Origin of the sequence: Streptomyces sp. NPDC005574, from assembly GCF_040605435.1 — a bacterium.
In the GTDB taxonomy this organism is placed as follows: domain Bacteria; phylum Actinomycetota; class Actinomycetes; order Streptomycetales; family Streptomycetaceae; genus Streptomyces.
Map to the genome: position 1 here is coordinate 17,061 of NZ_JBEXCW010000007.1, position 23,749 is coordinate 40,809.

General features: G+C 73.1%; 13 protein-coding genes. 3 read left to right on the forward strand and 10 right to left on the reverse strand.

From position 1 onward, the window contains the following. The first annotated feature begins 151 nt into the window (after positions 1-151). Positions 152-1,168, forward strand: a complete 1,017-nt coding sequence (locus tag ABZT03_RS07370) for a LacI family DNA-binding transcriptional regulator (protein ID WP_356034767.1) — start codon at positions 152-154, stop codon at positions 1,166-1,168. A 176-nt stretch (positions 1,169-1,344) separates the two neighbouring features. Further along, a complete protein-coding gene (locus ABZT03_RS07375; RefSeq protein WP_356034770.1) occupies positions 1,345-3,396 on the forward strand; it encodes a glycoside hydrolase family 31 protein in 2,052 nt (683 codons plus the stop codon). 69 nt (positions 3,397-3,465) lie between these two features. On the opposite strand, the gene ABZT03_RS07380 is transcribed toward ABZT03_RS07375, so the two are convergent. From ABZT03_RS07380 to ABZT03_RS07410, 7 genes are all read right to left on the reverse strand, one after another. Next, positions 3,466-4,179 (reverse strand): hypothetical protein, encoded by a 714-nt coding sequence (locus ABZT03_RS07380; RefSeq protein ID WP_356034773.1) that lies wholly within the window; start codon positions 4,177-4,179, stop codon positions 3,466-3,468. A gap of 151 nt (positions 4,180-4,330) precedes the next feature. Beyond that, complete coding sequence (locus tag ABZT03_RS07385; RefSeq protein WP_356034776.1) at positions 4,331-6,538, reverse strand: glycoside hydrolase N-terminal domain-containing protein; 2,208 nt, start codon at positions 6,536-6,538, stop codon at positions 4,331-4,333. Next, positions 6,535-8,502, reverse strand: coding sequence for a beta-galactosidase (locus ABZT03_RS07390; RefSeq protein ID WP_356034779.1), 1,968 nt, complete (start codon positions 8,500-8,502; stop codon positions 6,535-6,537). Before ABZT03_RS07390 ends, ABZT03_RS07385 begins: the two co-directional genes overlap by 4 nt. Continuing rightward, positions 8,502-10,709, reverse strand: a complete 2,208-nt coding sequence (locus ABZT03_RS07395; protein ID WP_356034782.1) for a 1,4-beta-glucanase — start codon at positions 10,707-10,709, stop codon at positions 8,502-8,504. The genes ABZT03_RS07390 and ABZT03_RS07395 overlap by 1 nt, the downstream gene beginning before the upstream one ends. Positions 10,710-10,837: 128 nt before the next feature. Then, positions 10,838-11,797 carry a carbohydrate ABC transporter permease gene (locus tag ABZT03_RS07400; RefSeq protein WP_356034785.1) on the reverse strand — a complete coding sequence of 320 codons (960 nt, stop codon included), beginning with the start codon at positions 11,795-11,797 and terminating at the stop codon, positions 10,838-10,840. Then, positions 11,794-12,837 carry an ABC transporter permease subunit gene (locus ABZT03_RS07405; protein ID WP_356034788.1) on the reverse strand — a complete coding sequence of 348 codons (1,044 nt, stop codon included), beginning with the start codon at positions 12,835-12,837 and terminating at the stop codon, positions 11,794-11,796. Before ABZT03_RS07405 ends, ABZT03_RS07400 begins: the two co-directional genes overlap by 4 nt. Positions 12,838-12,864: 27 nt before the next feature. Continuing rightward, positions 12,865-14,559, reverse strand: coding sequence for an extracellular solute-binding protein (locus ABZT03_RS07410; RefSeq protein WP_356034791.1), 1,695 nt, complete (start codon positions 14,557-14,559; stop codon positions 12,865-12,867). 419 nt (positions 14,560-14,978) lie between these two features. On the opposite strand from ABZT03_RS07410, the gene ABZT03_RS07415 reads away from it, so the two are divergent. Further along, the gene (locus tag ABZT03_RS07415) at positions 14,979-17,822 is read left to right on the forward strand and encodes a glycoside hydrolase family 3 C-terminal domain-containing protein (RefSeq protein ID WP_356034794.1); all 2,844 of its coding nucleotides are present in this window, start codon (positions 14,979-14,981) and stop codon (positions 17,820-17,822) included. Between the two features lie 82 nt (positions 17,823-17,904). On the opposite strand, the gene ABZT03_RS07420 is transcribed toward ABZT03_RS07415, so the two are convergent. From ABZT03_RS07420 to ABZT03_RS07430, 3 genes are all read right to left on the reverse strand, one after another. Further along, positions 17,905-19,350, reverse strand: coding sequence for an aldehyde dehydrogenase family protein (locus ABZT03_RS07420; RefSeq protein WP_356034797.1), 1,446 nt, complete (start codon positions 19,348-19,350; stop codon positions 17,905-17,907). A gap of 231 nt (positions 19,351-19,581) precedes the next feature. After that, a complete protein-coding gene (locus tag ABZT03_RS07425) occupies positions 19,582-21,309 on the reverse strand; it encodes a PucR family transcriptional regulator (protein WP_356034800.1) in 1,728 nt (575 codons plus the stop codon). A gap of 116 nt (positions 21,310-21,425) precedes the next feature. Beyond that, the gene (locus ABZT03_RS07430; RefSeq protein ID WP_356034802.1) at positions 21,426-23,555 is read right to left on the reverse strand and encodes an ATP-binding protein; all 2,130 of its coding nucleotides are present in this window, start codon (positions 23,553-23,555) and stop codon (positions 21,426-21,428) included. Positions 23,556-23,749 lie beyond the last annotated feature (194 nt).

The following is a 23,749-nucleotide window of genomic DNA, read 5'->3' on the forward strand; positions in this document are numbered from 1 at the left end:
ACGGTGCGGAACGGCCGTAGGAGAAAAGCTGTCGAAGCGCTTCGACAACCTATGGACACCTACTCGCGGTGCGGCTACTGTCGAACCACCCCCACCCACCCTTGTTCGCACTGCGCACTGTCGAAGCGCTTCACAAAGCTTGGAGAGCTGGATGGTCACCCTCGCCGAGGTCGCCCAGCACGCCGGAGTCTCGGCGAGCACGGTGAGCTATGTCCTCAGCGGCAAGCGGTCCATCTCCGCGACCACCCGGCAGCGGGTCGAGCAGAGCATCCGCCACCTCGGCTACCACCCGAACGCGGGCGCCCGCGCGCTGGCCAGCAGCAAGTCGAACATCATCGCGCTGATGATCCCGCTGCGCACCGACATGTACGTGCCGGTGATGATGGAGATCGCCATCGCGGTGGCCACCACCGCCCGCACCCACGGGTACGACGTGCTGCTGCTCACCGGCGAGGAGGGCCCCGACGCCGTGCGCCGCGTCACCGGCAGCGGGCTCGCCGACGCGATGATCCTGATGGACGTCGAACTGGACGACGAGCGGCTGCCGCTGCTGCGCGGCACCGACCAGCCGTCCGTGCTGATCGGGCTGCCCGCCGACACCAGCGGCCTGACCTGCGTCGACCTCGACTTCCGGGCGACCGGCGCGCTGTGCGTCGAGCACCTGGCGACGCTCGGCCACCGTGACATCGCTGTCATCGGCGAGGCCCCCGCAGTCTACGAGCGGCACACCGGCTTCGCCGAGCGCACCCTGGACGGACTCCGTTCCCGCGCCCGGGAGTCGGGGGTGCGGCTGCTGCACCGGCCGTGCGAGGGCGGGTACGACGCGATGGCCGTCACCCTCAACCGCGTCCTCGACGAACGCCCCGGCACCACCGGGTTCGTCGTGCAGAACGAGTCGGCGGTCGAACCGCTGCTCGCCCTGCTGCGCCAGCAGGGCCGCGCCGTCCCCGAGGACGTGTCGGTGGTCGCGATCTGCCCCGACCAGGTCGCGCAGCAGGCGTCGGTGCGGCTGACCTCCGTCGCCATCCCGGCCCAGGAGATGGGCCGGCGCGCGGTCGAGCACCTGGTCGCCAAGCTGGACGGGCACGGCAGCGACGACGTCGTGCTGATCGCACCCGAGCTGACGGTACGGACCAGTACGGGGCCCGCCCCGGCCGCCGTCTCCTGACCCGACCGCCCTCCCCCGCCTCCGTCGCGTCCCGCTTCCGTCACGTCCCGCTTCCGGGCTGCCCCTCCGCCGCCCCTCCGCCTCCGCTTCCACCGGCCCCCACGCCCCGCTCACGGCACCGCCCTGTCCGGCTCCACCCGCACGCCGGCCCCGCACTCCTTCAAAGGAGCACCCACGTGAACCAGCCCGCCGCACACCAGCCCGGTCACAGCGCGGTCAGCCTCGCGCAGTCGTCCCCCACCGTCGGCATCCTGCGCGAGCGGGACGGCGCGCTGGAGTGGAGCGGCCGCCAGGAGACCGTGCGCGTCGAGCCGTGGGGCCCGGACGCCGTCCGGGTCCGGGCCCGGCTCGGCGGCCCGGTGCTCGAAGGGCTGCCGGGCGCGCTCCTCGACGAGGCGCCTGCCACCGAGAGCAGTGTCAAACTCGGCGACGGGGAAGGGCGGTTGACGGTCGGCGCGCTGACCGTCGAGATCGACGCCGAGGGACTGGTCCGGTTCCTGCGCACCGACGACCTGTCGGAGCTCCTCGCCGAGCAGCGGGCCCACTTCTGGTGGCCCGGGCCGCGTCTGTACACCCCGGTCGGCGGCGGCCGGCACCGGCTGGAGCAGCGCTTCGCCGCCTACCCCGACGAGAGGCTGTACGGCCTCGGGCAGCACCAGCACGGGCGGCTGGACCAGAAGGGCCTGGTCATCGACCTCGTCCAGCGCAACGCCGAGGTCGGTATCCCGGTCCTCACCTCCAGCCGCGGCTACACACTGCTGTGGAACAACCCGGCGATCGGCCGGGTGGAGCTGGCCGGGAACGGCACCCGCTGGGTGGCGGACTCCGCTCCCCAGATCGACTACTGGATCACCGCGGGCGACCCGGCCCAGGGTCAGCGCCGCTACAGCGCGGCGACCGGCCGCACCCCGATGCTGCCGCGCTGGGCGGCCGGCTTCTGGCAGTGCAAGCTGCGCTACCGCACCCAGGAGGAACTCCTGTCGGTGGCACGGGAGTACAAGCGCCGGGGGCTGCCGCTGGACGCCGTCGTGTGCGACTTCTTCCACTGGACGCATCTGGGCGAGTGGAGGTTCGACCCGGCCGAGTGGCCGGACCCGGCGGCGATGGTGCGCGAGCTGGCGGAACTGGGCGTCAAGCTGGTGGTGAGCGTGTGGCCGTCGGTGTCGCCGCTGAGCGAGAACCACGAACTCATGGAGCAGCGTGGCTACTTCATCGGTACCCAGTACGGTCCGACGGCGCACGCCGACTGGCCGGACAAGGGGGTCGCCTCGACGGTCCAGGTCGCGTTCTACGACGCGACGAACCCGGAGGCGCGGGACTTCCTGTGGTCGCGGGTGCGGGAGAACTACCTGGAGCCGTACGGCATCACCGCGTTCTGGCTGGACGCCTGCGAACCGGAGCTGAAGCCGGGGTTCTCGGAGAACCTGCGCTACTGGGCGGGGCCCGGCCTGGAGGTCGGCAACATGTACCCGGCGGAGAACGCCCGCACCTTCCACGAGGGGCTGTCCGCCGCCGGGGAGGACGAGGTGATCACCCTCAACCGTTCGGCGTGGGCGGGCAGTCAGCGCTACGGCGCCGCCCTGTGGTCCGGTGACATCGGCACCGACTTCCCGACGCTGCGCCGCCAGATCGCGGCCGGCCTCAACACCTCGCTGTCCGGCATCCCCTGGTGGAACACGGACATCGGGGGCTTCCACGGGGGCGACCCGGACGACCCCGGCTACCGCGAGGTGATGGTCCGCTGGTTCCAGTTCGGTGCCCTGTCCCCGCTGATGCGGCTGCACGGCTTCCGCGACCCGGGGATGCCGCTGGGCCCCGACATGACCGGCGGCCCCAACGAGGTCTGGTCCTACGGCGAGGAGGCCGGGCCGATCCTGGAGAAGTACCTGCGGCTGCGTGAGCGGCTGAAGCCGTACGTCCTGGACGTGATGCGCGAGGCGCACGAGGAGGGGCTGCCGGTGATGCGGCCGCTGTTCCTGGAGTTCCCCGGGGACCAGGCGGCCTGGTCGGTCGACGACGCGTACCTGTTCGGGCGGGACCTGCTGGTGGCCCCCGTCCTCACCGCGGGCGCCACGGTCCGTACGGCGTATCTCCCGGCGGGCGCGCGCTGGACGGACGCGTGGACGGGCCGGTCGTACGAGGGCGGCGGGAGCGTCACGGTCGACGCGCCGCTGGACCGCATCCCGCTGTTCCTGCGGGACGACGCACGGCTGCCGGTGGTGGAGTAGCCGCGCAGGCGCACGGACGTGCGGCCGGTCCCGTAGGGGAGGGACCGGCCGCACCTGCCTTTCAGCCGCTCAACCGCTGCTGACCGTCAGGTTGTTGGTGGTGAAGTCCAGGCCGCCCGAGGACGAGGTGATCTCGTAGCCGAACTGCACGTCGCCGATGGTCTCGTTGCCGAACCAGCCCTTGGTGTCCTTGATCCACTTGAGGATCGGGAGGATGGCGACCGTGCCGGAGGTGGAGTTGGAGGTGCGGACGAACGAGAAGACCGCATTGGCCCCGTTGTCACCCTTGTAGACGGTCCAGGTGTGGCCGCCGAGCGTCACGTTGCCCTGCGAGGTGCCCAGCGGCCCGACGGCCCCGGTCTTGTTGACCCAGAGCATGATCTCGTAGTCGTAGTCGGTGTCCCAGATGTCGTAGGACGTGTTGTACGCGCCGGTCGACGGGACGGTGACGTTGTAGCTGCTGGAGAGCGAACCCAGCGAGGTGATCGACTTGTTGATCACCTTCTTGGCGTTCGGGTAGGACTTGATGCCGCCGGTGTTGGGGTGGTTCGCCCAGACGCCCCAGTTGGTGCCGGAGTTGGCCCAGACGCACTGGCTGCCCGCGCCGGAGCCCCAGATGTTGTTGTAGAGCGTGTAGCCGTTCAGGCTGGTGTTGCCCCACTGGTCGCAGGTGCTCCAGACGGCGGCCTGGGCGGGGGCGGAGGCCAGGCCGACGGTGGCGCCGAGCGCGAGGGCGGGGGCGAGCAGCGCCTTGGTGATCCTGCCGAAGGTGTTTGCTGACATGGGTCTCCTATCCCGTGGTAATTTCCCATTTGTCCTGCAAGGGACCGGTTCGGGCTGGACCGCAACCTCCGGGTTGGAAGCCTCCCTGCTCAGGGGGAGCGGAGTCACGGTGTCCCTTCCATGGAGCGGGGACAAGGGCAGTAACGGGAAGTCACCACGTCTTCAGGGTGAGGACGTGGTCTTCTCCGGCAACGAGGTCGAGCAGCCGAGCGCCATCGGAGGAAGTCCGGACTTCGACGCGGTGAGCGCGTTGCGGCCGGAGGACGGCCCGGGCGCCGTCGGTGCCCCAGGAGAGGTCGAGTTCGGCGCCGAACCGGGTTCGCACCCCCCGCAGTTCGCCGGACGGCAGGGCCGCTGGCAGCGCGGGCAGCAGGACCAGCCGGTCCGGGGTCGACTGCACGAGCATCTCGACCAGCACGGCGGGCAGGGCGTGCGCGGCGTCCGCGTTGTAGACGTCCCGTTTCGGGTAGTGCGCGCTCATCAGCGAAGCGTGGAAGAAGTCGCCCCCGAGGACCTGGGCGAGTGCGTGGGCGACGCGTTCGCCGTCCCGCAGCCGGGCCGCGACCAGGGCGTGGTGCAGGTGGCCGTGGGCGGAGTCGTTCTCCGCGCCGCGCAGTTCGAGGGCGCGGTGGGCGGCGGCGGCGAGGTCCGGGGTGTCGTACGGGTTGATCTCGTCGAGCGGCCAGACGCCGTAGAGGTGGCTGAGGTGGCGGTGGTCGTAGGTGTCGTCGAGACCGGGCCACGCCCATTCGGCGAGGGCGCCGTCGGCGTTGACGCGGTGGGGCGGGAGGCGGTCGGCGAGGGACTGCCAGCGGTCGGCGTCCGGGGTGCCGGGGTGGTAGGCGGCGGCGGTGCGCAGGGCGTGCCGGGCCGCGGACAGGTCCATGGCGGCGTTGACGGCGCCCCAGCCCGCGTTGGCGGGCCGGTTCTCGGGTGAGTAGGAGGGCACCACGGCGAGCTGCCCGTGCTCGTCGGTCCGGGTGAGGAAGTCCTCGTAGAACAGGGCGACTTCGGCGAGTGCGGCGGCGGTGTGCGGATCGCGGACACCGTACGTCTCGTCGTGGTCGACGAGCGGTTTGAGCAGCCAGTCGGCGCCCGCGGTCCACAGCTGGTGGGGGTACTCGCGGGCGAAGTGGTAGGTGTACCCGGTCTCGCCGTCGGTGTGGGTGGGGGCGACGACGCCCCGGGCGCCGAAGACGGCGCGGGCGTTCTCCCGCCAGTCGGGCAGCTGGCGCATGACGAAGGCCGCGTGGGCGGCGGTGACCTCGGGCAGGGCGGCGGCAGCGGCGGAGGCGGTCTGGAGGTTGAGGTTGGCGTTGGTGGTGAGGGCGCCCGACCAGGCGGTGTCCCAGTCGCCGGTCCACAGGCCGGTCAGGCGCGGCGGCAGGAGGCCGGACGCGGAGAGCAGGTGGTAGCGGCCGGCGGCGAACAGGCGCTCCAGGAGCGCGGGGCTCCCGGTGTGCCGGAGCAGTGCGGACCCCGGAAGGGCGCGGTCGGCCGGGTCCCCGCCCAGGTCGAGGGTCACCCGTTCGTAGGCGGCCCGGTGCGGTGCCGTGTGGCGGTCCAGGAGGCGGGTGTACGGGTCCTCGTCGTCCGGGACCAGTGCGCGCAGGGCGCCCGCGTGCGGCATGGGGTCCGGTTCGCCGGTGTGCCGCAGCACCCGGGTCAGCAGCAGCACCGACGCGGCGCCGACGACCCGCACCCCGCCGGTGGGGGTCAGGCGGGTACGGCCGCCCGCCGCGAGGACCAGCGTCACCCCGGTGCAGGCGGTGTCGCTGCCGGGGTAGTGGGCCCGCAGGGTGAGCACGGCGCCGTCGGCGGTGCGGAGTGCCCCGTCGGCGACGGCGAGCCCCGCGGGGGCGCCGGGAAGTCGGTGGTCCAGGGCGATGTCCAGGTCGGGGGCGGTGACGCGCTGGACGATCACGTCGTCGGCGCGGGAGACGAACACCCGGCTGCTCCACCCCTCGCACTCCGTGCCGGTGACGCCGGTGGCGAAGTCGACCCAGCGGCGGTAGCCGGACGCCCCGCCGGTCCTGGGCCCGCGCAGCCGCACGTGGAAGGCCGGGTGGAAGGGCTGGACCCACTGGAGGTCCCGGCCGTCGGTGAAGTCCTCGGCGGCGTGCGGGTCCCCGGCGAGCAGCCGGTCCTGAAGTCCGCCGAGTCGGGCGGCGAGTTCGGGCGGCCGGGCGTGTTCGCCGCCGTTGGGGCGGACCAGGGTGTGGTGGGTGACGACGGTCCGCTCGTCGTCCGGGGCGCCGAGGACGAGGGCGCCGTGCCGGCCGTTGCCGCTCAGGAAGCCGTCCTCCCAGCGGGCGGCCGGCGCCGGCTCCCACGTTCCGTGCACGGGTGTCGCGGTCACGGTGCGAGCACCGCCACCCCGTACCGGCCGAGGGTGAGCGTGTCCTGGACGGCCGTCCCGGTCAGCAGGTCGCGGTGGGTGCCGGGGACGTCGACGGTCACCGGTTCGCGGCCGTGGTTGAGGACGAAGAGCAGGTCGCCGCGGCGCACCGCCTCGACCCGGTCCGGCAGCCCGTCGAGCACCGGCCGGACCCCCACGCCGGCGGCGACGCGGGCCAGCAGGTCACGCAGGGCGGCGGGTTCGGGGAGGGTCGAGAGGTACCAGGCGCGGCCCGTGCGCAGGACGGCGGGCAGTCCGTCGAGCTCCCCGCCCTTGTAGACGGCCTCCGCCGTGGCGTCCCCGGCCGGCTCCAGCTCCTCCGACCACAGGGTGCCGCGGAAGCCGCCGCAATCGACGCTCTCCCCCGCCTCCAGCGGCCACCACTCGTGCAGGGTGCGGATGCCGAACAGCTCCCGCAGCCGGGCGTCCATGCCGCCGGGGCGGATCCGGTCGTCCTGGTCGGCGATCCCGGTCAGGAAACCGGCGACGAGGGTGCCGCCGCCGCGCACGTGTGCGAGGAGGTTGTCGACGGCCGCGTCGGTGAGGGCGTAGAGCTGCGGGACCACGACGAGCCGGTACGCGGACAGGTCGTGCTCGGGGTGGGCGAAGTCGGTGGCGAGGTGGGCCTCCCAGAGCGCGCGGTGCCAGGAGCGCAGGACGTCGGGGTAGTCGACCTCGGTGGAGGGGCGGCCCTCCTGCGCCCCGGCCCACCAGGAGTGCCAGTCGTGCAGGACGGCGATCTCGGCCGTGCTGTGGGTGCCCGCCACCGCGCCGCCGATCAGGGCGAGTTCGGCGCCGAGCTGCTTGACCTCCTGGAAGGTGCGGCCCCGCTCCCCCGCGTGGCTGACCATCCCGGAGTGGAACTTCTCCGCGCCCTGCCGGGACTGGCGCCACTGGAAGTAGCAGACGGCGTCCGCGCCGCGGGCCACGGCCTGGAGGGACCACAGGCGGTTGAGACCGCGCGGTTTGGGGTGGTTGACGCCCCGCCAGTTGACCGGACCCGCCGCCTGCTCCATCAGCATCCAGGGGCCGCGGGCCTGCGAGCGGGTCATGTCCTGGACCAGGGCGCCGTGCTGGGCGCCGAGCGGGTCGCGCGGGTCGGGGTAGAGGTCGACGGAGACGACGTCCTCCTCCGCGGCCCAGCGCCACGCGTCCTGGCCCACCCACAGCGGCATGAAGTTGCTGGTGACAGGGAGGTGCGGGGTGCGCCGGCGGACGATGTCGCGTTCGGCGGTGCAGCACTCCAGGAGCATGTCGGACGTGAAGCGCCTGAAGTCCAGCACCTGGGCGGGGTTCTTCATGTAGTGGGCGTGCCGGGGCGGGAGGATCTCCGCCCAGTCGTCGTAGCCCTGGCTCCAGAAGGCGGTGCCCCAGGCGGTGTTGAGGGCGTCCAGGGTGCCGTACCTGTTCCGCAGCCAGTCGCGGAAGCGGGCGGCGGCCTCGTCGCCCCAGTCGTAGGTGCAGTACTCGTTGTTGATGTGCCACATCGTGAGCGCGGGGTGGCCGGCGTAGCGGGCGGCGAGGTCCTCGGTGACGGCGGCGGCGTGGTGGCGGTAGACGGCGCTGGAGTGTGAGAAGTGCTGGCGGCCGCCCCACCACTCGGTGCGGCCGTCCTCGTCGCGGGGCAGGGTCTCGGGATGCAGCCGGCCCAGCCAGGGCGGGGGCGAGGCGGTGGGCGTGGCCAGGACGACGCCGATGCCGCCGGTGTGCATCAGGTCCATCAGCCGGTCCAGCCAGCCGAAGTCCCTTTCCCCCGGGCGGGGTTCGATCCTGGCCCAGGAGAAGACGCCCAGGGTGACGGAGTTGACGGCGGCGTCCCGCATCAGGCGGACGTCCTCCTGCCAGGTCTCCTCCGGCCACTGTTCGGGGTTGTAGTCGCCGCCGAAGAGGACGCGGCCGCGGGTGGCGTCGCCGAGGCGGGGCATCAGACCGGCTCCCCGTACTGGATGCCGCGTCCGTTGGTGGCGAGGTAGACCCGGCCGTACAGGCGCGGGTCGCCGGTGATCGCCTCGCCGGTCCAGCCCCACTGGTGCGCGTCGTCGTTGATCCGCACCCAGCTCCGCGCGCCGTCGTCGGAGCGGAGGACGGCGGTGCCCGTCCCCGTCGAGCCGACCTGGTAGACCGCCGGGTAGCGCGCACCGCGGGCCGCCCGGCCGAAGCCGAGGGTGTACGAGGCGCGGCAGCTGTCGATCCTCGTGAAGCTCCCGCCCGCGTCGGTGGAGCGGTACAGCCCGTTCTCCTTGGTGCTCAGCCACAGGTCGCCGGTTCTGCCGGGTGCCGCGGCCAGCTTGAACTGGGTGTCGCCGGAGGGCAGTCCGGTCGCCCGCGCGGTGAAGGTCAGGCCGCCGTCGGTGCTGGCGAGCAGCGTTCCGTTGTCGGTGTCGTAGACGTGGAACAGGGCCGGGTCGGCGGGGTCGGCAACCGGGGTGGCGCCCTGCGGGAAGGACGGGACCTCGGACCAGGTGCGGCCGTTGTCCGTGGAGCGGTGGGCGGCGTACCGGGTGCCGTCCCAGTGCACGAAGGACCACAGAAGCACGCTGCCGTCGGCGTTCAAGGCGATCGGGCCGGGCGCGTCCGCGGCGATGGCGGGCTGGGTCGCGAAGGGCGCCCAGGTCCGTCCGCCGTCGAGGGAGAACGCGCCGTTCCCGTGGTCGCCCCAGCCGGCGCGCACGACGTGGGCCGGCCGGAGCGCGGCCTGCGCGAGTCCCGTCGCCGACCCGGACACGGGGTTGTCGGCCATGCCGTGCGAGGGGGACGCGGTGAGCCGCTCGTGGTACATCACGCCGATGTCCCCGAGCCCGCTGATCAGGTGCGCTCTCCCGGAGGGTGGTGAGATCAGCTGGCGTACGGCCGTCTCCTCCAGGCCGCGGATCTCGGGCGCCCAGTGCTCGAGGTCCCGGGTGCCGTAGAGGGTGGCGCCGGTGCCGTAGACGACGTGCTTCGAGTCGTACGGGTCGACGGCGACCGTCTGGATCCACCAGCCGAACTTCGGCCGGTCCTCGCCCCAGGTGAGGTACGGCGTCTCGGACACGTCGAGCACGGCGGTGTCCTTGAGGGACGTCCAGGTGCGGCCGCCGTCGGTGGTGCGGTAGAGGGTGTCGACGGCCGCCCAGCGGTTGTTGGTGGAGACCACGACGGTGCCGGGGCGGCGGGCGTCGACGGCGGCTCCGCCGTATCCGAAGCTGTCCGTGCCGCCGTCCGCGGGGTTCGTCCCGCCCGGCCGCACCGGGGTGACGTCGGTCCAGGTCCCGTCCGTGGTGCGCAGCTTGTGCACGCTGCCGTCGGACTGGCCGTTGGGTCCTGGCGCGTTGGCGTAGGTCAGGTAGAGCTCGCGGGTGTGCCGGTCGTAGGCGGCCCGGACCGGGACCCGGGCGAAGGCGCCGGAGGGCTGTCCGGGGACGGCTTCCCAGGTGGTGCCGTCGGCGGTGCGGTACAGGTTGGCCGAGGTGCCGTCGGAGTCGCCCCAGCCCGCGTACAGGGTGCGGCCGGCGGCGACGAGGAGGGTGACGCCCTGGCCGGTGGCGGACGGCGTGCCCGGGAATCCGGTCGCGGCCGTCCAGCCGGCGCCGCGGTCCGCCGAGGTGAGGAGCCCGTCGTGCCGCGTGCCCAGCCACAGGGTGTCGCTGTCCCGCGGGTCCACCAGGAGCCGCTCCCCCGTGCCCCGGCCGTCCTCGTTGGCGCCGAGCCTGACGGGCAGGTCGGTGCGGGTCCAGGTGGCGCCGCGGTCCGTGGAGCGCAGGACGGCCCCGTTGCCGGCCCAGGACTGGGCGTAGGCGCCGAGCGCCAGGTACAGGCGGTCGGAGTGGGCGGGGTCGACGGCGAGCGCCTCGACGCCGAGCAGGTTCCAGTCGTCCCAGCCGAGGTGGTCGGTCAGCGGGGTCCAGCGGGCGGTCCGGTCGTCCCAGCGGTAGGCGCCGCCGATGTCGGTGCGGGCGTAGGCGAGCCCGCGCACGGCCGGATGGAACAGCACACCGGTGACGAATCCGGTGCCGCCGATGACGGCGGTGCGCCAGCGGTAGGCGGTGGTCTCGGCCGCGTGGGCCGGGCTCCCCGGCACGGACACCGCGGCGAGTGCGGCGGTGGCCGCGGTCCCGGCGAGAACGGCGCGTCGGCTCGGGCGGGGTGCGTGCATGCCACATACCTCGTTCTGCGAAAGGGGGTTGGGGAGATGCCTCGGGGCGCGGGGAAGAGGCGGGACCGGTCACGACGGGCGGGCGGCGCCGGAGACCCGCCGGGGCCCGGCCGTTCGCCGCCGGGGCGTCAGCCCTTCACGGCGCCGGTGAGCATCCCCTTCTTGAAGTGGCGCTGGACGAACGGCGACAGCACGGCCACCGGCAGCAGCGCCAGCACCATGACCGCCATCTGCACCGCCAGCCCCGACAGTTGGCCCGTCTTGATGGCCTGGCCCATGCCGACCGGCGCCTCCTGCTTCTGCACCAGCTGGATCATGACGTTCTGCAGCGGCATCATGTCCTGGTCGTTCAGGTACAGGGACGCGTTGAACCAGGCGCTCCAGTAGCCGACGGCGTAGAAGAGGGTGATCACCGCGAGGACCGCCCGGGACAGCGGCATGACGATCTGCCACAGGATGCGGAGGTCGCCGGCGCCGTCGATGCGGGCGCTGTCGGTGAGTTCCGGTGAGATGCCCATGAAGAAGCCCCGCAGCACCAGGATGTTGAAGACGCTGAGGGCGCTGGGCAGGATCAGCGCGAGATAGCTGTCGGTCAGGCCCAGGGTCTGCACCAGCAGGTACGTCGGGATGAGTCCGGCGCTGAAGAACATGGTCGCCAGCAGCATCATCAGCAGCCAGCGGTGGCCGAGCGAGCCGGTGCGCGACAGGCCGTAGGCGCACAGCACCGACACCGTCATCGAGAACAGCGTGCCGACCAGGGTGACCAGGACGGAGATGACCGCCGCCCGGGTGACCTGGCCGCCGCTGAGGAGTTCCCGGTAGGCGACGAAGGTGATGTTCCTCGGCACCATCACCAGACCGCCGGCCTCGTCGATGGTGCGGCGCGAGGACAGGCTGGTGACGACCACGATCCACAGCGGGAAGAGGATGGCCAGACACGCGAGGGTCAGCGCGAGGGCCTTGCCCGCGAGGCCCGCCCTGGTGGGCTCCTCCTCCCACACCGGCCGGGGCGGTGCGGCCCAGGGGCGCGGCGCCTTCTCGCGTACCGGCTCGGCGTCCTGCTTCGGCTCCCACGTCACGGACGTCATTTCTTGTACACCCCCTGCTCGCCCATCAGATGGGCCACCTTGTTCGCGGCGAGGACCAGTCCGAGACTGATGACGCCCTTGACGAGTCCGGCGGCGGCCGCGTAGCCGAAGTCCTGGTTGCGGACGCCGTTCCACCACACGAAGGTGTCCAGGACCTCCGAGGCGCCCGGCCCCACCGCGTCGCGTTGCAGCAGGATCTGTTCGAAGCCGACCGTGAGGGCGTCGCCGACCCGCAGCACGAGCAGCAGGGCGATCACCGGGCGCAGCGCGGGCAGGGTGACGTGCCACATGCGGCGCCAGCGGTCGGCGCCGTCCATCGCGGCGGCCTCGTACAGGTCGGGGCTGACGGAGGCGAGCGCGGCGAGGAAGACGATGATCCCCCAGCCGGCGTCCTTCCACACGCTCTGCCCGGTGATCAGGAACTTGAAGGTGTCCGGGTCGGTCATGAGGTCGAGGCCGTCGTACCCGTGCTGCCGCAGGGTCTGGGACAGGATGCCGGCGCCGCCGAACAGCTGCTGGAAGACGGCGATGACCAGCACCCAGGAGAAGAAGTGCGGCAGGTACAGGACGGCCTGCGCGACCGCCCTGACCCGGGGTCTGATCACGCTGTTGATGAGCAGCGCGAGCAGGATGGGGATCGGGAAGAACAGCACGAGCTGGAGGAAGAACAGGACCAGGGTGTTCTGGACCGCGTTCCAGAAGGCCGAGTCCGCGAAGATCCGCTGGAAGTTCTCCAGGCCCACGAAGGGGCTGTGCAGCATCGAGACGACGCCGTTGTCGCTGATGTAGGGGTCGTAGTCCTGGAAGGCGACGACGTTGCCGAGGATCGGCAGGTAGTTGAAGAGCAGGATCAGCAGGATGGCCGGCAGTGTCATCAGGAGCAGCACGCGGTCGCGTCTGAACCTGAGCCGCACGCTCAGCTTTCCCGGCTGCCGTCCGCTCCGGGAGCGGGTGGCGCCGCCGGGCGCCGCCCCCGCCTCGTCCGTCTCGTCCTTCGTGTCGGCCTCGGCCCTGCTCCGAGGCACCGTGCTGTGGGACACGGCCGTTCTCCTCGCCTCAGTGCCCGGTCACTTCGCGGTCGCCGTGCCGTTGTCGTCGAGCAGCTTTTGGTACCAGTCGCGGAGCCGGTCGCCGCCCTTGCTCTTCCAGTCGGCGACGGCCTGCTGCATGTCGCCGACCTTCTTGCGGCCGCGGACGATGTCGTCCTCCAGCTGCTCGAAGTCGTTGGAGAGGTTGGTGTAGCGGGACGGCTCGGTGATCTGCATGCCGTAGAACACCGACTTCCTGGTGAAGGCGCCCATCCGCTGCTGCCACTCGACCTGCTCGCGGGCGATGTCCGGGAGGTCGGGGTGGGCGATCGTGGGGGCCGGGCTCGCCACCATGACGTAGGCGTTGGCGACTTCCTGGTTGCCCTTGTCGTTCTTGACGGGCACGCCGTTTTTGACGGTGTAGTGCGTGCCCTCGACCCCGTAGTTGGTGAGCATGTACTCCTTGGTGCCGTACGGGGCCGCGGTGACGTTGGCGACGGCGAGCGCGTCCCGGACGACGGACTCCGAGGCGCCCTTGTTGACGAAGGCGAAGATGTTGGCCGGCTGGGTGGCGTAGATCGTCGGGTCGCCGCCGTCGTGGCCGAAGATGTCCATGCCGCTGATCCGGAACTTCTTGTTCTGGGTGGCCTGGGACGCCTGCTGGCCGTACCAGCTGGAGATGTCGTTGTTGTAGATGAGGAACTCGCCCGCGGCGAACTTGGTGCTGGGGTCGACGGCCTGGCTCTTGCCCAGCTTGAAGTCGGGGTGGACGACGCCGGCGGCGAACAGCTTCCGGGCCCACTCCAGCGCCTCCAGATACACCTGGGTCTCGACCCGGTTGACGAGCTTGCCGTCTACGAGGTCCCAGCTCAGGGGCTTCTCGGCGCCGGAGATCACACCCCAGGCGTTGAACGCGGTCCACTTCATGTCGCCGCACGCCCACCGCTTGGCGCGGGCGTTGGTGATGTCCTTCGCGAGGGCCATGAACTCGTCCGCCGAGGTGGGCAGTTGGTAGCCCTCCTCGTCGAAGATGTCCTTGCGGTAGAAGGGCACGATGTTGGCGACGTACGAGGACGGCATCGGCAGGGCGCGCAGCTTGCCGCCGAAGATGCAGCGCCGCCAGGCGTCGGTCGGGACGGCCGCGAGGTTCGGGTACTCCTTGACCTTGTCGCCGGACAGGTAGGGGCCCAGGTCGGCGAACTTGCCGATGATGGCGCTGGGTATCTTGCCGCCCATGTTCCAGCCGGGGACGACCACCACGTCGGGCACGTCGCTGGAGGCGAGGACCGCGCCGAGCTTCTGGTCGTAGGTGTTGCCGTCCTGGTTGTGCCAGACGACGTCGACGCCGATCAGGTCGTTCATCGCCGTGTAGTAGGGGTTGTCGCCCTTCGGCGGGGAGCCCCAGAACGGCGACATGACGGTGACCTTGCCGCCCTTGCCGAGCTTCTTCGGCACCGAGGTCTTCAGGCCGGCCAGGTCGAGCTTGCCGGTGAAGCCGGCCGCGGAACCGTGTCTGCTGGGGATGTCGGGCGTGACCACGTTGCTCGCCACGTACGCCGGCAGCAGTTTCTTCGCGTTCTTGCCCGAGGTGGTGCCCTCCCGCGAGCCGCTGTCCGAACCGCCGCAGGCGGCGAGCAGCGGCATCCCGCCCGCGACCGCCGCGGCGGCGACCGCCGTCGAGGCGAGGAAGCTTCTCCGGCTGGGAGCGGAGGAGGAAGCGGCGTTCGGCGTCATTGCGTCAACCCTTCGTGGCGCACCAGGACACCCGGCGGTGGGCCGTCGGCTGCGGTGTCTTCAGTGGAACTGGCTGAGCCGAAGCGGATCTCCGGCGCGTTCCGGGGGGCCGGGGCACGCCGAGGACCGAACGGGCCGTGCCGATGGATGCGCACGTCCCGGTGGCGGCCCTCGTGTCGAAGCGCTTCGATGTTGCTGCGAGGTTAAGTGAACGCCTGGGGGTGCACAAGGGTCGCTCCCAAGATTCCTCGCGGCCGCGCACGGAGGAGCGGTCTTGGCAATCGCCTCATATGCCGCTTGAAATGTCGCTGGGCAGCCGGACTTGTTGCCTCGGGGTGTCTTGACACCCGGCCCCGCTTCGACTGAGCATCGAAGCGCTTCGAAAGCGCCGCGTCGCTCCACAGCAAAGGGAACCCCACGTGACCGCACCCACGCCGCCCCTCCCGCCCTTCCGCGACCCGGCCCTGCCGTTCGGCAAGCGCGTCGACGACCTGCTGTCGCGCCTCACGCCGGAGGAGAAGACCGGGTTCCTGCACCAGTTCGTGCCCGCCGTCGAACGGCTCGGCATCGCCGCGTTCCGCACCGGCCAGGAGGCGCTGCACGGTGTGGCGTGGATGGGCCCGGCGACGGTGTTCCCGCAGGCGGTGGGTCTCGGCGCCACCTGGAACACCGGCCTGGTCCAGCGGGTCGGCGAGGCGGTGTCCCGGGAGGTGCGGGCGATGCGCGCCCGCGACGACCGGGTGGGCCTCAACGTCTGGTCCCCGACGGTCAACCTGCTCCGCCACCCCCTGTGGGGCCGCAACGAGGAGGGCTACTCGGAGGATCCGAAGCTGACCTCGGCCATCGCCACCGCCTACACGCGCGGGCTGCGCGGGGACCATCCGGTGTACTGGCGCACCGCCCCCGTCCTCAAGCACTGGCTCGCGCACAACAACGAGACGGGCCGGGACGTCACCTCGTCGTCGGTGCGTCCGCGCGTCCTGCACGAGTACGACCTGCGAGCCTTCCGGGAGACCGTCGAGGCGGGCGCGGTGGCCGGCGTGATGCCGGCGTACAACCTGGTCAACGGCCGCCCCAACCACATTTCCCCCTATCTGCGCGAGCAGTTGCGCACCTGGACGGAGGAGGAGCTGCTGGTGTGCTCGGACGCCGGGGCGCCCTCCAACCTGGTCGACTCCGAGCACTACTTCGACACCCACGAGGAGGCGACGGCGGCCGCCCTGCTGGCCGGCGTCGACAGCTTCACCGACCACGGCACGGACAGCTCCGTGATCGTCGGCCGGATCCGCCAGGCCCTCGACCGGGGCCTGCTGACGGAGGCCGACATCGACACGGCGGTCCGCCGCCAGCTGTCGGTGCGCCTGCGCCTCGGCGAGTTCGACCCGCGGCACGACCCGCACACCGCGGGCGCCGCGTTCGACACCCCGGCACACCGCGCCCTCGCCCAGGAGGCGGCGGAGCAGGCGGTCGTCCTGCTGAAGAACGACCGCCTGCTGCCGCTGGCCCCGGACACCCGCCTCGCGGTGGTGGGCCTGCTCGCCGACGAGTGCAAGCTCGACTGGTACAGCGGCACGCTCCTGCACCGCTCCACCCCCCTGGAGGGCGTGTACGAGCGCTTCGGCGCGCAGCGCGTGGAGTTCGCGGAGGGCGTGGACCGGGTGCTGCTGCGCACCTCGGCCGGCACCTTCCTGCGGGTGCCGGCCGCCGACGCCGAGGACGAGGCGCGGGGCGCGGCGGGCGCCCTGGACCCGGCGCTGCTGGCGGGCCGCACCGACCTGCCGCCGCTCACCGCCGGCGCCGAGGGCACCGAGCTGGCGCTGGTCGACTGGGGCGGGGGCGTCCTGACGTTCCGCGCCCCGGACGGCCGTTATCTCTCGGTCGCCGGGGACGGCCGGGTGCGCGCCTCCGCCGACCAGCCCGGCGGCTGGGTCGTGCAGGAGACGTTCCGTCTGGAACCCCACGGGGACGGTCACCTCCTGCGGCACCTCGGTACGGGTCGTCACGTGTGCGTCTCCGCGGACGGCGTGAAGGTTGCCGGACAGGACGCGGGGAATCCGGAGATCTTCGAACTCGTGGTCACCGAACGCGGCGAGGACGCGGTGCGCCGGGTCGCCGCGGAGGCCGACGTGGTGCTCGTGGTCGCGGGCAACGACCCGCACATCGACGGCCGGGAGACCGAGGACCGTACGACCCTGCGCCTGCCCGCCCAGCAGGACCGCCTGCTGCGCGCCGCCCGGGCCGCGAACCCGGCCACGGTGCTGGCACTGACCTCCGCCTACCCCTACGCCGTCGACCCGGCGGACCTCCCTGCGGTGCTGTGGACCGCGCACGGCGGACAGGCGGCCGGTACGGCGCTGGCCCGGGTCCTGGCCGGTGACGTCTCCCCGGCCGGCCGCCTCCCGCAGACCTGGTACGCCGGCGACGCCGATCTGCCCGACCTCCTGGACTACGACGTGATCGGCGGCCGGCAGACCTATCTGTACTTCGAGGGCACCCCGCTGTTCCCGTTCGGGCACGGCCTGTCGTACGCCTCCTTCTCCTACGACGACCTGACGGTCCGGGCCGCGGAGGGGGCGCTGCGGGTCTCCTTCACGGTCACCAACACCGGCGAGGTCACCGCCGACGAGGTCGCCCAGCTCTACACCCGCGCCGTGGACCCGTCGGTGCCGCGCCCGCGCCGCGAGCTGGCCGGGCACCGCCGGTTGACGCTCCGGCCGGGCGAGCGGGCCGAACTGTCCTTCGAAGTGCCGTGGCGGGCACTGGAGTTCTGGGATGTCGCGGCGGGCCGGTGGCGGCTGGAGCCGGGCCGCTACGAGGTGCTGGCCGGCGCCTCCAGCGAGGACGTCCGGCTGCGGACGAGCGTCGCCCTCGACGGCGAGAGCGGCGCGCCGCGGCCCGTGCGTGAACGCGGCCTGGACGCGGCCGACTTCGACGAGCAGAGCGGCACCCGGCTCGTCGACCGGACCCGGACGGCCGGGGACGCGGTGACCGCTGTGGAGGGCGGTACCGGTGAACTGCTCTACCGGGCCTGCGACTTCGGGGACGGTGTCACGGAGGTGACGGTGGCCGTGGCCGGCGAGGGCGCTGTCGAGGTGGCGGTGGACGGCGGCCCGGCGCCGGCCGCGCTGACACCGGACGGGCCCGCCTCCGGGCCGTACGACTACCGCACGCTCTCCGCCCCGTTCACCGCCGGCGGGGTGCACGACGTGCGGATCGGGCTGCGCGGCCCGCTGCGGCTCGCGCACGTCGGCTTCTCCGGCTGAGGGTCCGGGGACGTCCGGCGCACGGAAGGGGCCCGGCACCGGACGTTCACCGGTGCCGGGCCCCTGTCGTCGCGAGCCGTGGTTACAGAGCCAGGCCCGTGAGCACCAGGACCCGCTCGTAGGTGTAGTCCTCCATCGCGAAGCGCACGCCCTCGCGGCCCACACCGGACTGCTTCACACCGCCGTACGGCATCTGGTCGGCGCGGTAGGAGGGCACGTCGCCGATGACGACACCGCCGACCTCCAGGGCCCGGTGGGCGCGGAAGGCGGTCTGCAGGTCGTGCGTGAACACGCCTGCCTGGAGGCCGTACTTGGAGTCGTTGGCGGCGGCGAAGGCGGCCGCCTCCCCCTCCACCCGCTGCACGGTGAGGACCGGCCCGAAGACCTCCTCGCAGGAGAGCGTCACATCGGCCGGTACGCCGGTCAGGACGGTCGGCGCGTAGGAGGCGCCGTCCCGCACGCCGCCGGTCAGCAGCTCGGCGCCCGCCTCGACCGCCTCCCGCACCCAGGCCTCGACCCGTACCGCCGCGTCCTCGCTGACGAGCGGACCGACGTCCGTCTTGTCGTCGGAGGGGTCGCCGGTGACCTGCGCCTCCACGGCTGCCACCACGCGCGGCAGCAGCCGGTCGTAGACCGCCGCGTCCGCGATCACCCGCTGCACGGAGATGCAGGACTGGCCGCCCTGGTAGTTGGAGAAGGTGGCGATGCGCGTGGCGGCCCAGTCCAGGTCCTCGTCGCTCGCCCAGTCGGCCAGCACGACGGCCGCGCCGTTGCCGCCCAGCTCCAGGGTGCAGTGCTTGCGCGGCACCGAGTCCATGATCGCGTAACCGACCTTCTCGGACCCGGTGAACGAGATGACCGGCAGCCGCTCGTCCTGGACCAGCGCGGGCATCCGGTCGTTGGGCACCGGCAGGATGCTCCACGCACCGGCCGGGAGGTCCGTCTCGGCGAGCAGCTCACCGATGACCAGCCCCGACAGCGGGGTGGCGGGCGCCGGCTTCAGGATGATCGGCGCGCCGGCCGCGATGGCCGGGGCGATCTTGTGGGCGCACAGGTTGAGCGGGAAGTTGAACGGCGCGATACCGAGGACGACGCCCTTGGGGAAGCGGCGGGTGAGGGCGAGCCGGCCCTGTCCGCCGAGGTCGGTGTCGAGGCGCTGGGCCTCGCCGCCGTTGAACCGCCGGGCCTCCTCGGCGGCGAACCGGAACACCGAGACCGCCCGGCCGACCTCGCCGCGGGCCCACTTGACCGGCTTGCCGTTCTCGGCGGAGATGAGCTGCGCGATCTCCTCGGTGCGCTCGGCCAGGCGCCTGCTGACGTGGTCGAGGGCGGCGGCCCGCACGTGCGCCGGGGTGGCGGCGAACTCCTCGCGGACCGCGTACGCGGCGGCCACGGCCTCCTCGGTCTGGGCGTCGGTCGGCACGGCGACCTTCGCGACGGGACGGCCGTCCCACGGGGAGGTGACGTCGAAGGTGTCCTCGCCCGTGGCCTGGCGGCCGGCGAGCCAGAAGGCGGTGGTGGAAGTCATGGGGTTCCGGCCCTTCCGCGATGGGGGTGGTCGTGCGCTGTCGGGTCCACGGTAGGCGGGGGGTGGGGGGCGGGCGTATGTCCGGGGCGTAGTAGTCGGGGTGGGGGGTGTGCCGGAATGGCGGGGTGGGGGCCGGCGGGGCGCGGGGTGCGGGTTCTCGCCCTCGCCGCCCCTTCCCGTCCCTGGGGGCTGCGCCCCCAGACCCCCCTTCGGCCCTGAGTGGCCTCGTCCTCACACGCCGGACGGGCTGATCTTCAGGGCCAGCCACAGCTCCATGCGGACGTCCGGGTCGTCCAGGGAGCGGCCGAGGATCTCCTCCACCCGGCGCATCCGGTAGCGCAGGGTGTGGCGGTGGACGCCCAGGTCCGCCGCCGCCGCGTCCCACTGGCCGTGCCGGGACAGCCAGGCGCGGAGGGAGGCCACCAGGTCTCCGCGGCCCGTCGCGTCGTGCTCGTGCAGGGCGCGCAGCAGTCCGTCGGCGAACGCCTTCACGGCGTCGTCCGCGAGCAGCGGGAGCACGGAGCCCGCCGCGAGCTGTTCGTGCTCGACGCACACCCGTCCCCGCCGCCGCGCCACCGCCAGCGCCTGGTCGGCCTGCTTGTAGGCGGCGGCCGCCGCGATCGGGCCGGCCGGCGCGGACAGGCCCACGACGAGTCCGTCCTCGTCGCCCGCGAACGCCTGCTCGCCTCCCGCCGGGGCGGTCCGCGCGGCCTCCAGCGTCCGCGCGTGCTCGCCGCACGCGGCCGCGGCGGCGCCCCCGTCCGCGACCAGGACGACCAGCCGGCGGCCGTCCGCCTCGGGGACCACGAGGAGCGCCTCCCCGGCCCGGGCCGCGGCGGACTCCACGACCTCGGCGAGGGCGTCCAGCGGATCGGCCTCCGCTGCCGCCTCGGTGGCCGGTCCGCGGCTTCGGGGTTCGGCGTGCGCGCGGGCGGCGGACGCCGAGGCGTACTCGGCGACGATCATCCGGAACGGCGCGTCCAGCAGGGCGCCGTACAGGTCCCCGGCCACGGCGCGCGCGTGGTCCGGCTCGCCGGCCAGCAGCATGCGCAGGACCGCCGCGCCGATCCGCTGCTCGGCCGCGTGCAGGGAGCGCGAGCGTTCCGTCGTCAGGGTGAGCAGCGCGATGGCGGAGTGGACCGCGTACCGCTCGGCGGTGCCGAGGGCGGCGGCGGTGCCGACCGCGAGCGCGGCGCGGGGCCGCCGGCCGGTACCGAGGGAGTGCAGTTCGACCCGGTCCTCGTTCTCGGGGTTCGCGGAGTTCGCGTGGTTGACGGTGCTTCCGGGGTTTCCGGGGTTTCCGGGGTCCGCGGTGTTCCCGGACCCGCCCACCACCGAGGAGGCGGGCGCGGGCCGCTCCCGCAGCCGCTCCACGTCCGCGGTGAGCCGGGCGGCCCGGCGGCCCGCCCACTCCGGTGCCGTGGCGACGACGGCGCCGGACGCGTCGTAGAGCGCGGCCCAGCCGTCGACCTGCGAGGCGAGCGCGGCGAGCAGCCCCTCGGGGCCGCCCGCGAGCGCCTGTCTGGTCAGTTCGCGCTGGGCGGCGAACCCGGCGGTGACCGCCCGGTACTGGTCCGCGGCGATCGCCGCGGACACCGCCTTGCTGATCGCGAGGAAGGGGGTGCGGCGCGGCACCTCCAGCAACGGCAGCCCCTCCTGCTCGGCCGCCTGGACGAGCGCCTTCGGGATCTCGTCGTAGTTGACGCCGACGGCGAAGCCCAGTCCGACGACGCCCGCCCCGGCCAGGCGCTTCACATAGCGCCGCATGGTGTCCGCGTCCTCCGCGTCCAGTTTCAGCGCGGTGATCAGCAGCAGTTCCCCGCCCTCCATGTAGGGCACGGGGTCGGCCAGCTCGCTGACGTGCGCCCAGCGGACGGGCACGTCCAGGCGGTCCTCGCCGGCCCGCACGGTCAGCTTCAGCGCGGAGTGGTGGACGAGCGAGGCGAGCGTGGGGGGCATGGGGCCTTCAGGTCGGTGTGATCCCGGTGATCTTTTGGCCGCCGTGTATGAACGGCCTGGGTCGATTCTGCCTCACCGTACGGTCCGCGCGTCACCTGACGGCCCACACGGCCGGCTCAGCCGCGCAGGTCCACCAGTAGCGGCGGCGCGTGCTCCCCCGTCACGTCCGTGAGCGAGAGCACCGCGTGACCGGGCGGTACGGCGTGAGCCAGCTCGGAGGCGGACCACCGCTCCCGCTCGACCTGCCGCACGGTCACCGCCCGCGCGGTGGGCGCCTTCCCGGTGATCACCCGGCGCAGCATGTGCACCGCCTTGCCGGCCGGGGTCTCGGCGATGATCTGCCGGTCGGTGACGTCCCGGGCCTCGGTCCACTCCTTGCCCCACACCTCGGCGAAGTCCTGGCCGTCCCAGGGGGTGAGCCCGGCGAGCGCCATCCGGCATCCGATGGAGCCGAGCAGCGGGCCGCGCAGCGGGCGCGGTACGTCGTCCAGGGTGCGCAGGGTCAGGACGACACCGGCGTTGCCGGACCGCAGCCGCTGGATGCCCCGAACGGCCTCGGGCGTCACCACCCCCGTGGCGTCGTCGAACACCAGGCACGCGAACAGCGACCGGTCCTCGCGGACCGCGACGCTCGCCGTGAACTGCGCCAGCACCAGCCGCGCCAGCATCCGCGAGGCGTCGGCGTGCCCGCGCTGCGGCAGGTCGATCCGGACCCGGACCGGATGGTCGAGCGCCTTCAGCGAGAAGGGCCGCGACTGTCCGGAGGTGTCGAAGAAGCCGGCGAAGCCCGGCCGGTCGAGGAGCGCGACCCGGTCGGCGAGCACCCCGGCCACGTCTCCCGGGTGACTCAACTGGCGTTTCCTGGCGTCCAGTTCACGCAGCAGCGACTCCTGCCCCGAGCCCTCCAGTGCCTGCCGGAGGGCTCCGAGCGCGCCGGGGGCGCCGTCGAGGAGCTGCCGCAGCTCGGGCACCGAGGGGAAGCGCGCGTGGACCGCCCGGAACGGGCCGAGCAGCTGGGCGAGGACGGTCGTGGAGCGGCGGGTGTCGCCGCCCTGGTGGGGTTCGGCGAGGTCCCCGACGAGCGCCTCGGCCAGCACGGCCGCCGCCTCGTCGGGGTCGGTGGCGCCGCCGTAGAGGTCGAGGTCGTGGACGGACTCCGGATTCCCGATCCGTACGACGACGTCGTAGGCGTCGGCCGGGCCGAGGCCCGCGCCGGCCGCGCCGACCACGACGACCGCGGCCCGTCCGGCGAGCGCGTGCAGGCACAGCGACTCGGCGAGCGGCCACACCACGGCACCGGTCTTGCCGGAGCCGGCGGGCCCGACGGCGAGCAGGGAGGTGCCGAGCAGTTCGGGCCCGAGGCCGAGGCCGGTGCCGCGGAAGGCGTACGGGTTGCGGGCGTCGTCGGCGGTGGTGCCGAGCCGGACCTGGCCGGTGACCAGGTCGTGCCGGGCGAGCCGGGCCGGCAGGTCGCGGTCGCCCGAGGGGTGCAGACAGGCGGCGGAGCCCTCCGTGAGCACGGCGCCGGTGAAGGCGGCGAGGCTGTGCCGGCCGGTGAGCACGCTCTGCCAGGCCCGGGTGATCCGGGCGTGGTCGACGTCGCGCATCAGTCCGGCGCGGGCTTCCGCGGCGAGCCGCTCGGCGGCGTCGGACGCGCCCGCCGCACGCAGCTGGGGCCACTCGGCGGGGTCCTGCTCGGGGGCGGGCGGCCGGTGCTCGGGGGTGCGGGCGGCCGGGCTCCAGGCGGGCGGGCCGTAGCGCCGCCAGACCTCGCCCCAGCGGCCGAGGCGGCCGACCACGAGCATGATCGCGAGGGCGATCAGGGTGTAGTAGCCGTACCAGAGGACGGCGTTGCCGACGCGGTCGCCGCTGTGCAGCCAGGAGTCGGGGGTGAAGAGTTCCAGGGGCACCACCCACCAGCCGCCGAGGTAGCCGTTCCACAGCAGCGACCAGATCAGCCAGCCCACGAGGAAGGCGATCACGGCCCCGCTGAGCAGCTGGCGTCCCGGGATCCGCTCGGGCTCCTCCTCGGGACGGGGCGTGTACCCGAACCGCCACACGCCCGGCGCCGCCTGTGGCCGGGGTGTCCGCAGCCAGGTCAGGAACGCCGACCCGTCCGGCCGGGGCGGCACGCCCGGGGCGCTCGCCGGCCGCGGTGGCGCCGCCGGCACCTCCGGTGGCCCCGCCGGACGCGGCACCGGGTTCGCGTGCGTACCCCGGGCGTCCTGCGTCCCGTCGCTGTCCATCGCCGTTGCCCCCTGACCAGCCGTTCCGTCTGCCATCAGCGAGTCAATCTAACTCCCCCGCAAGGGGAGTTCACCGCTTACGTGGCCGGGTCGTCCGTGATGCGCGACAGTGCCTGTATGTCCACCGCGGACAACCGGGCGCGCCGACAGCGCCCACATGGAGCATGCCCACCCCCGGGACCCCGTCCTAACCT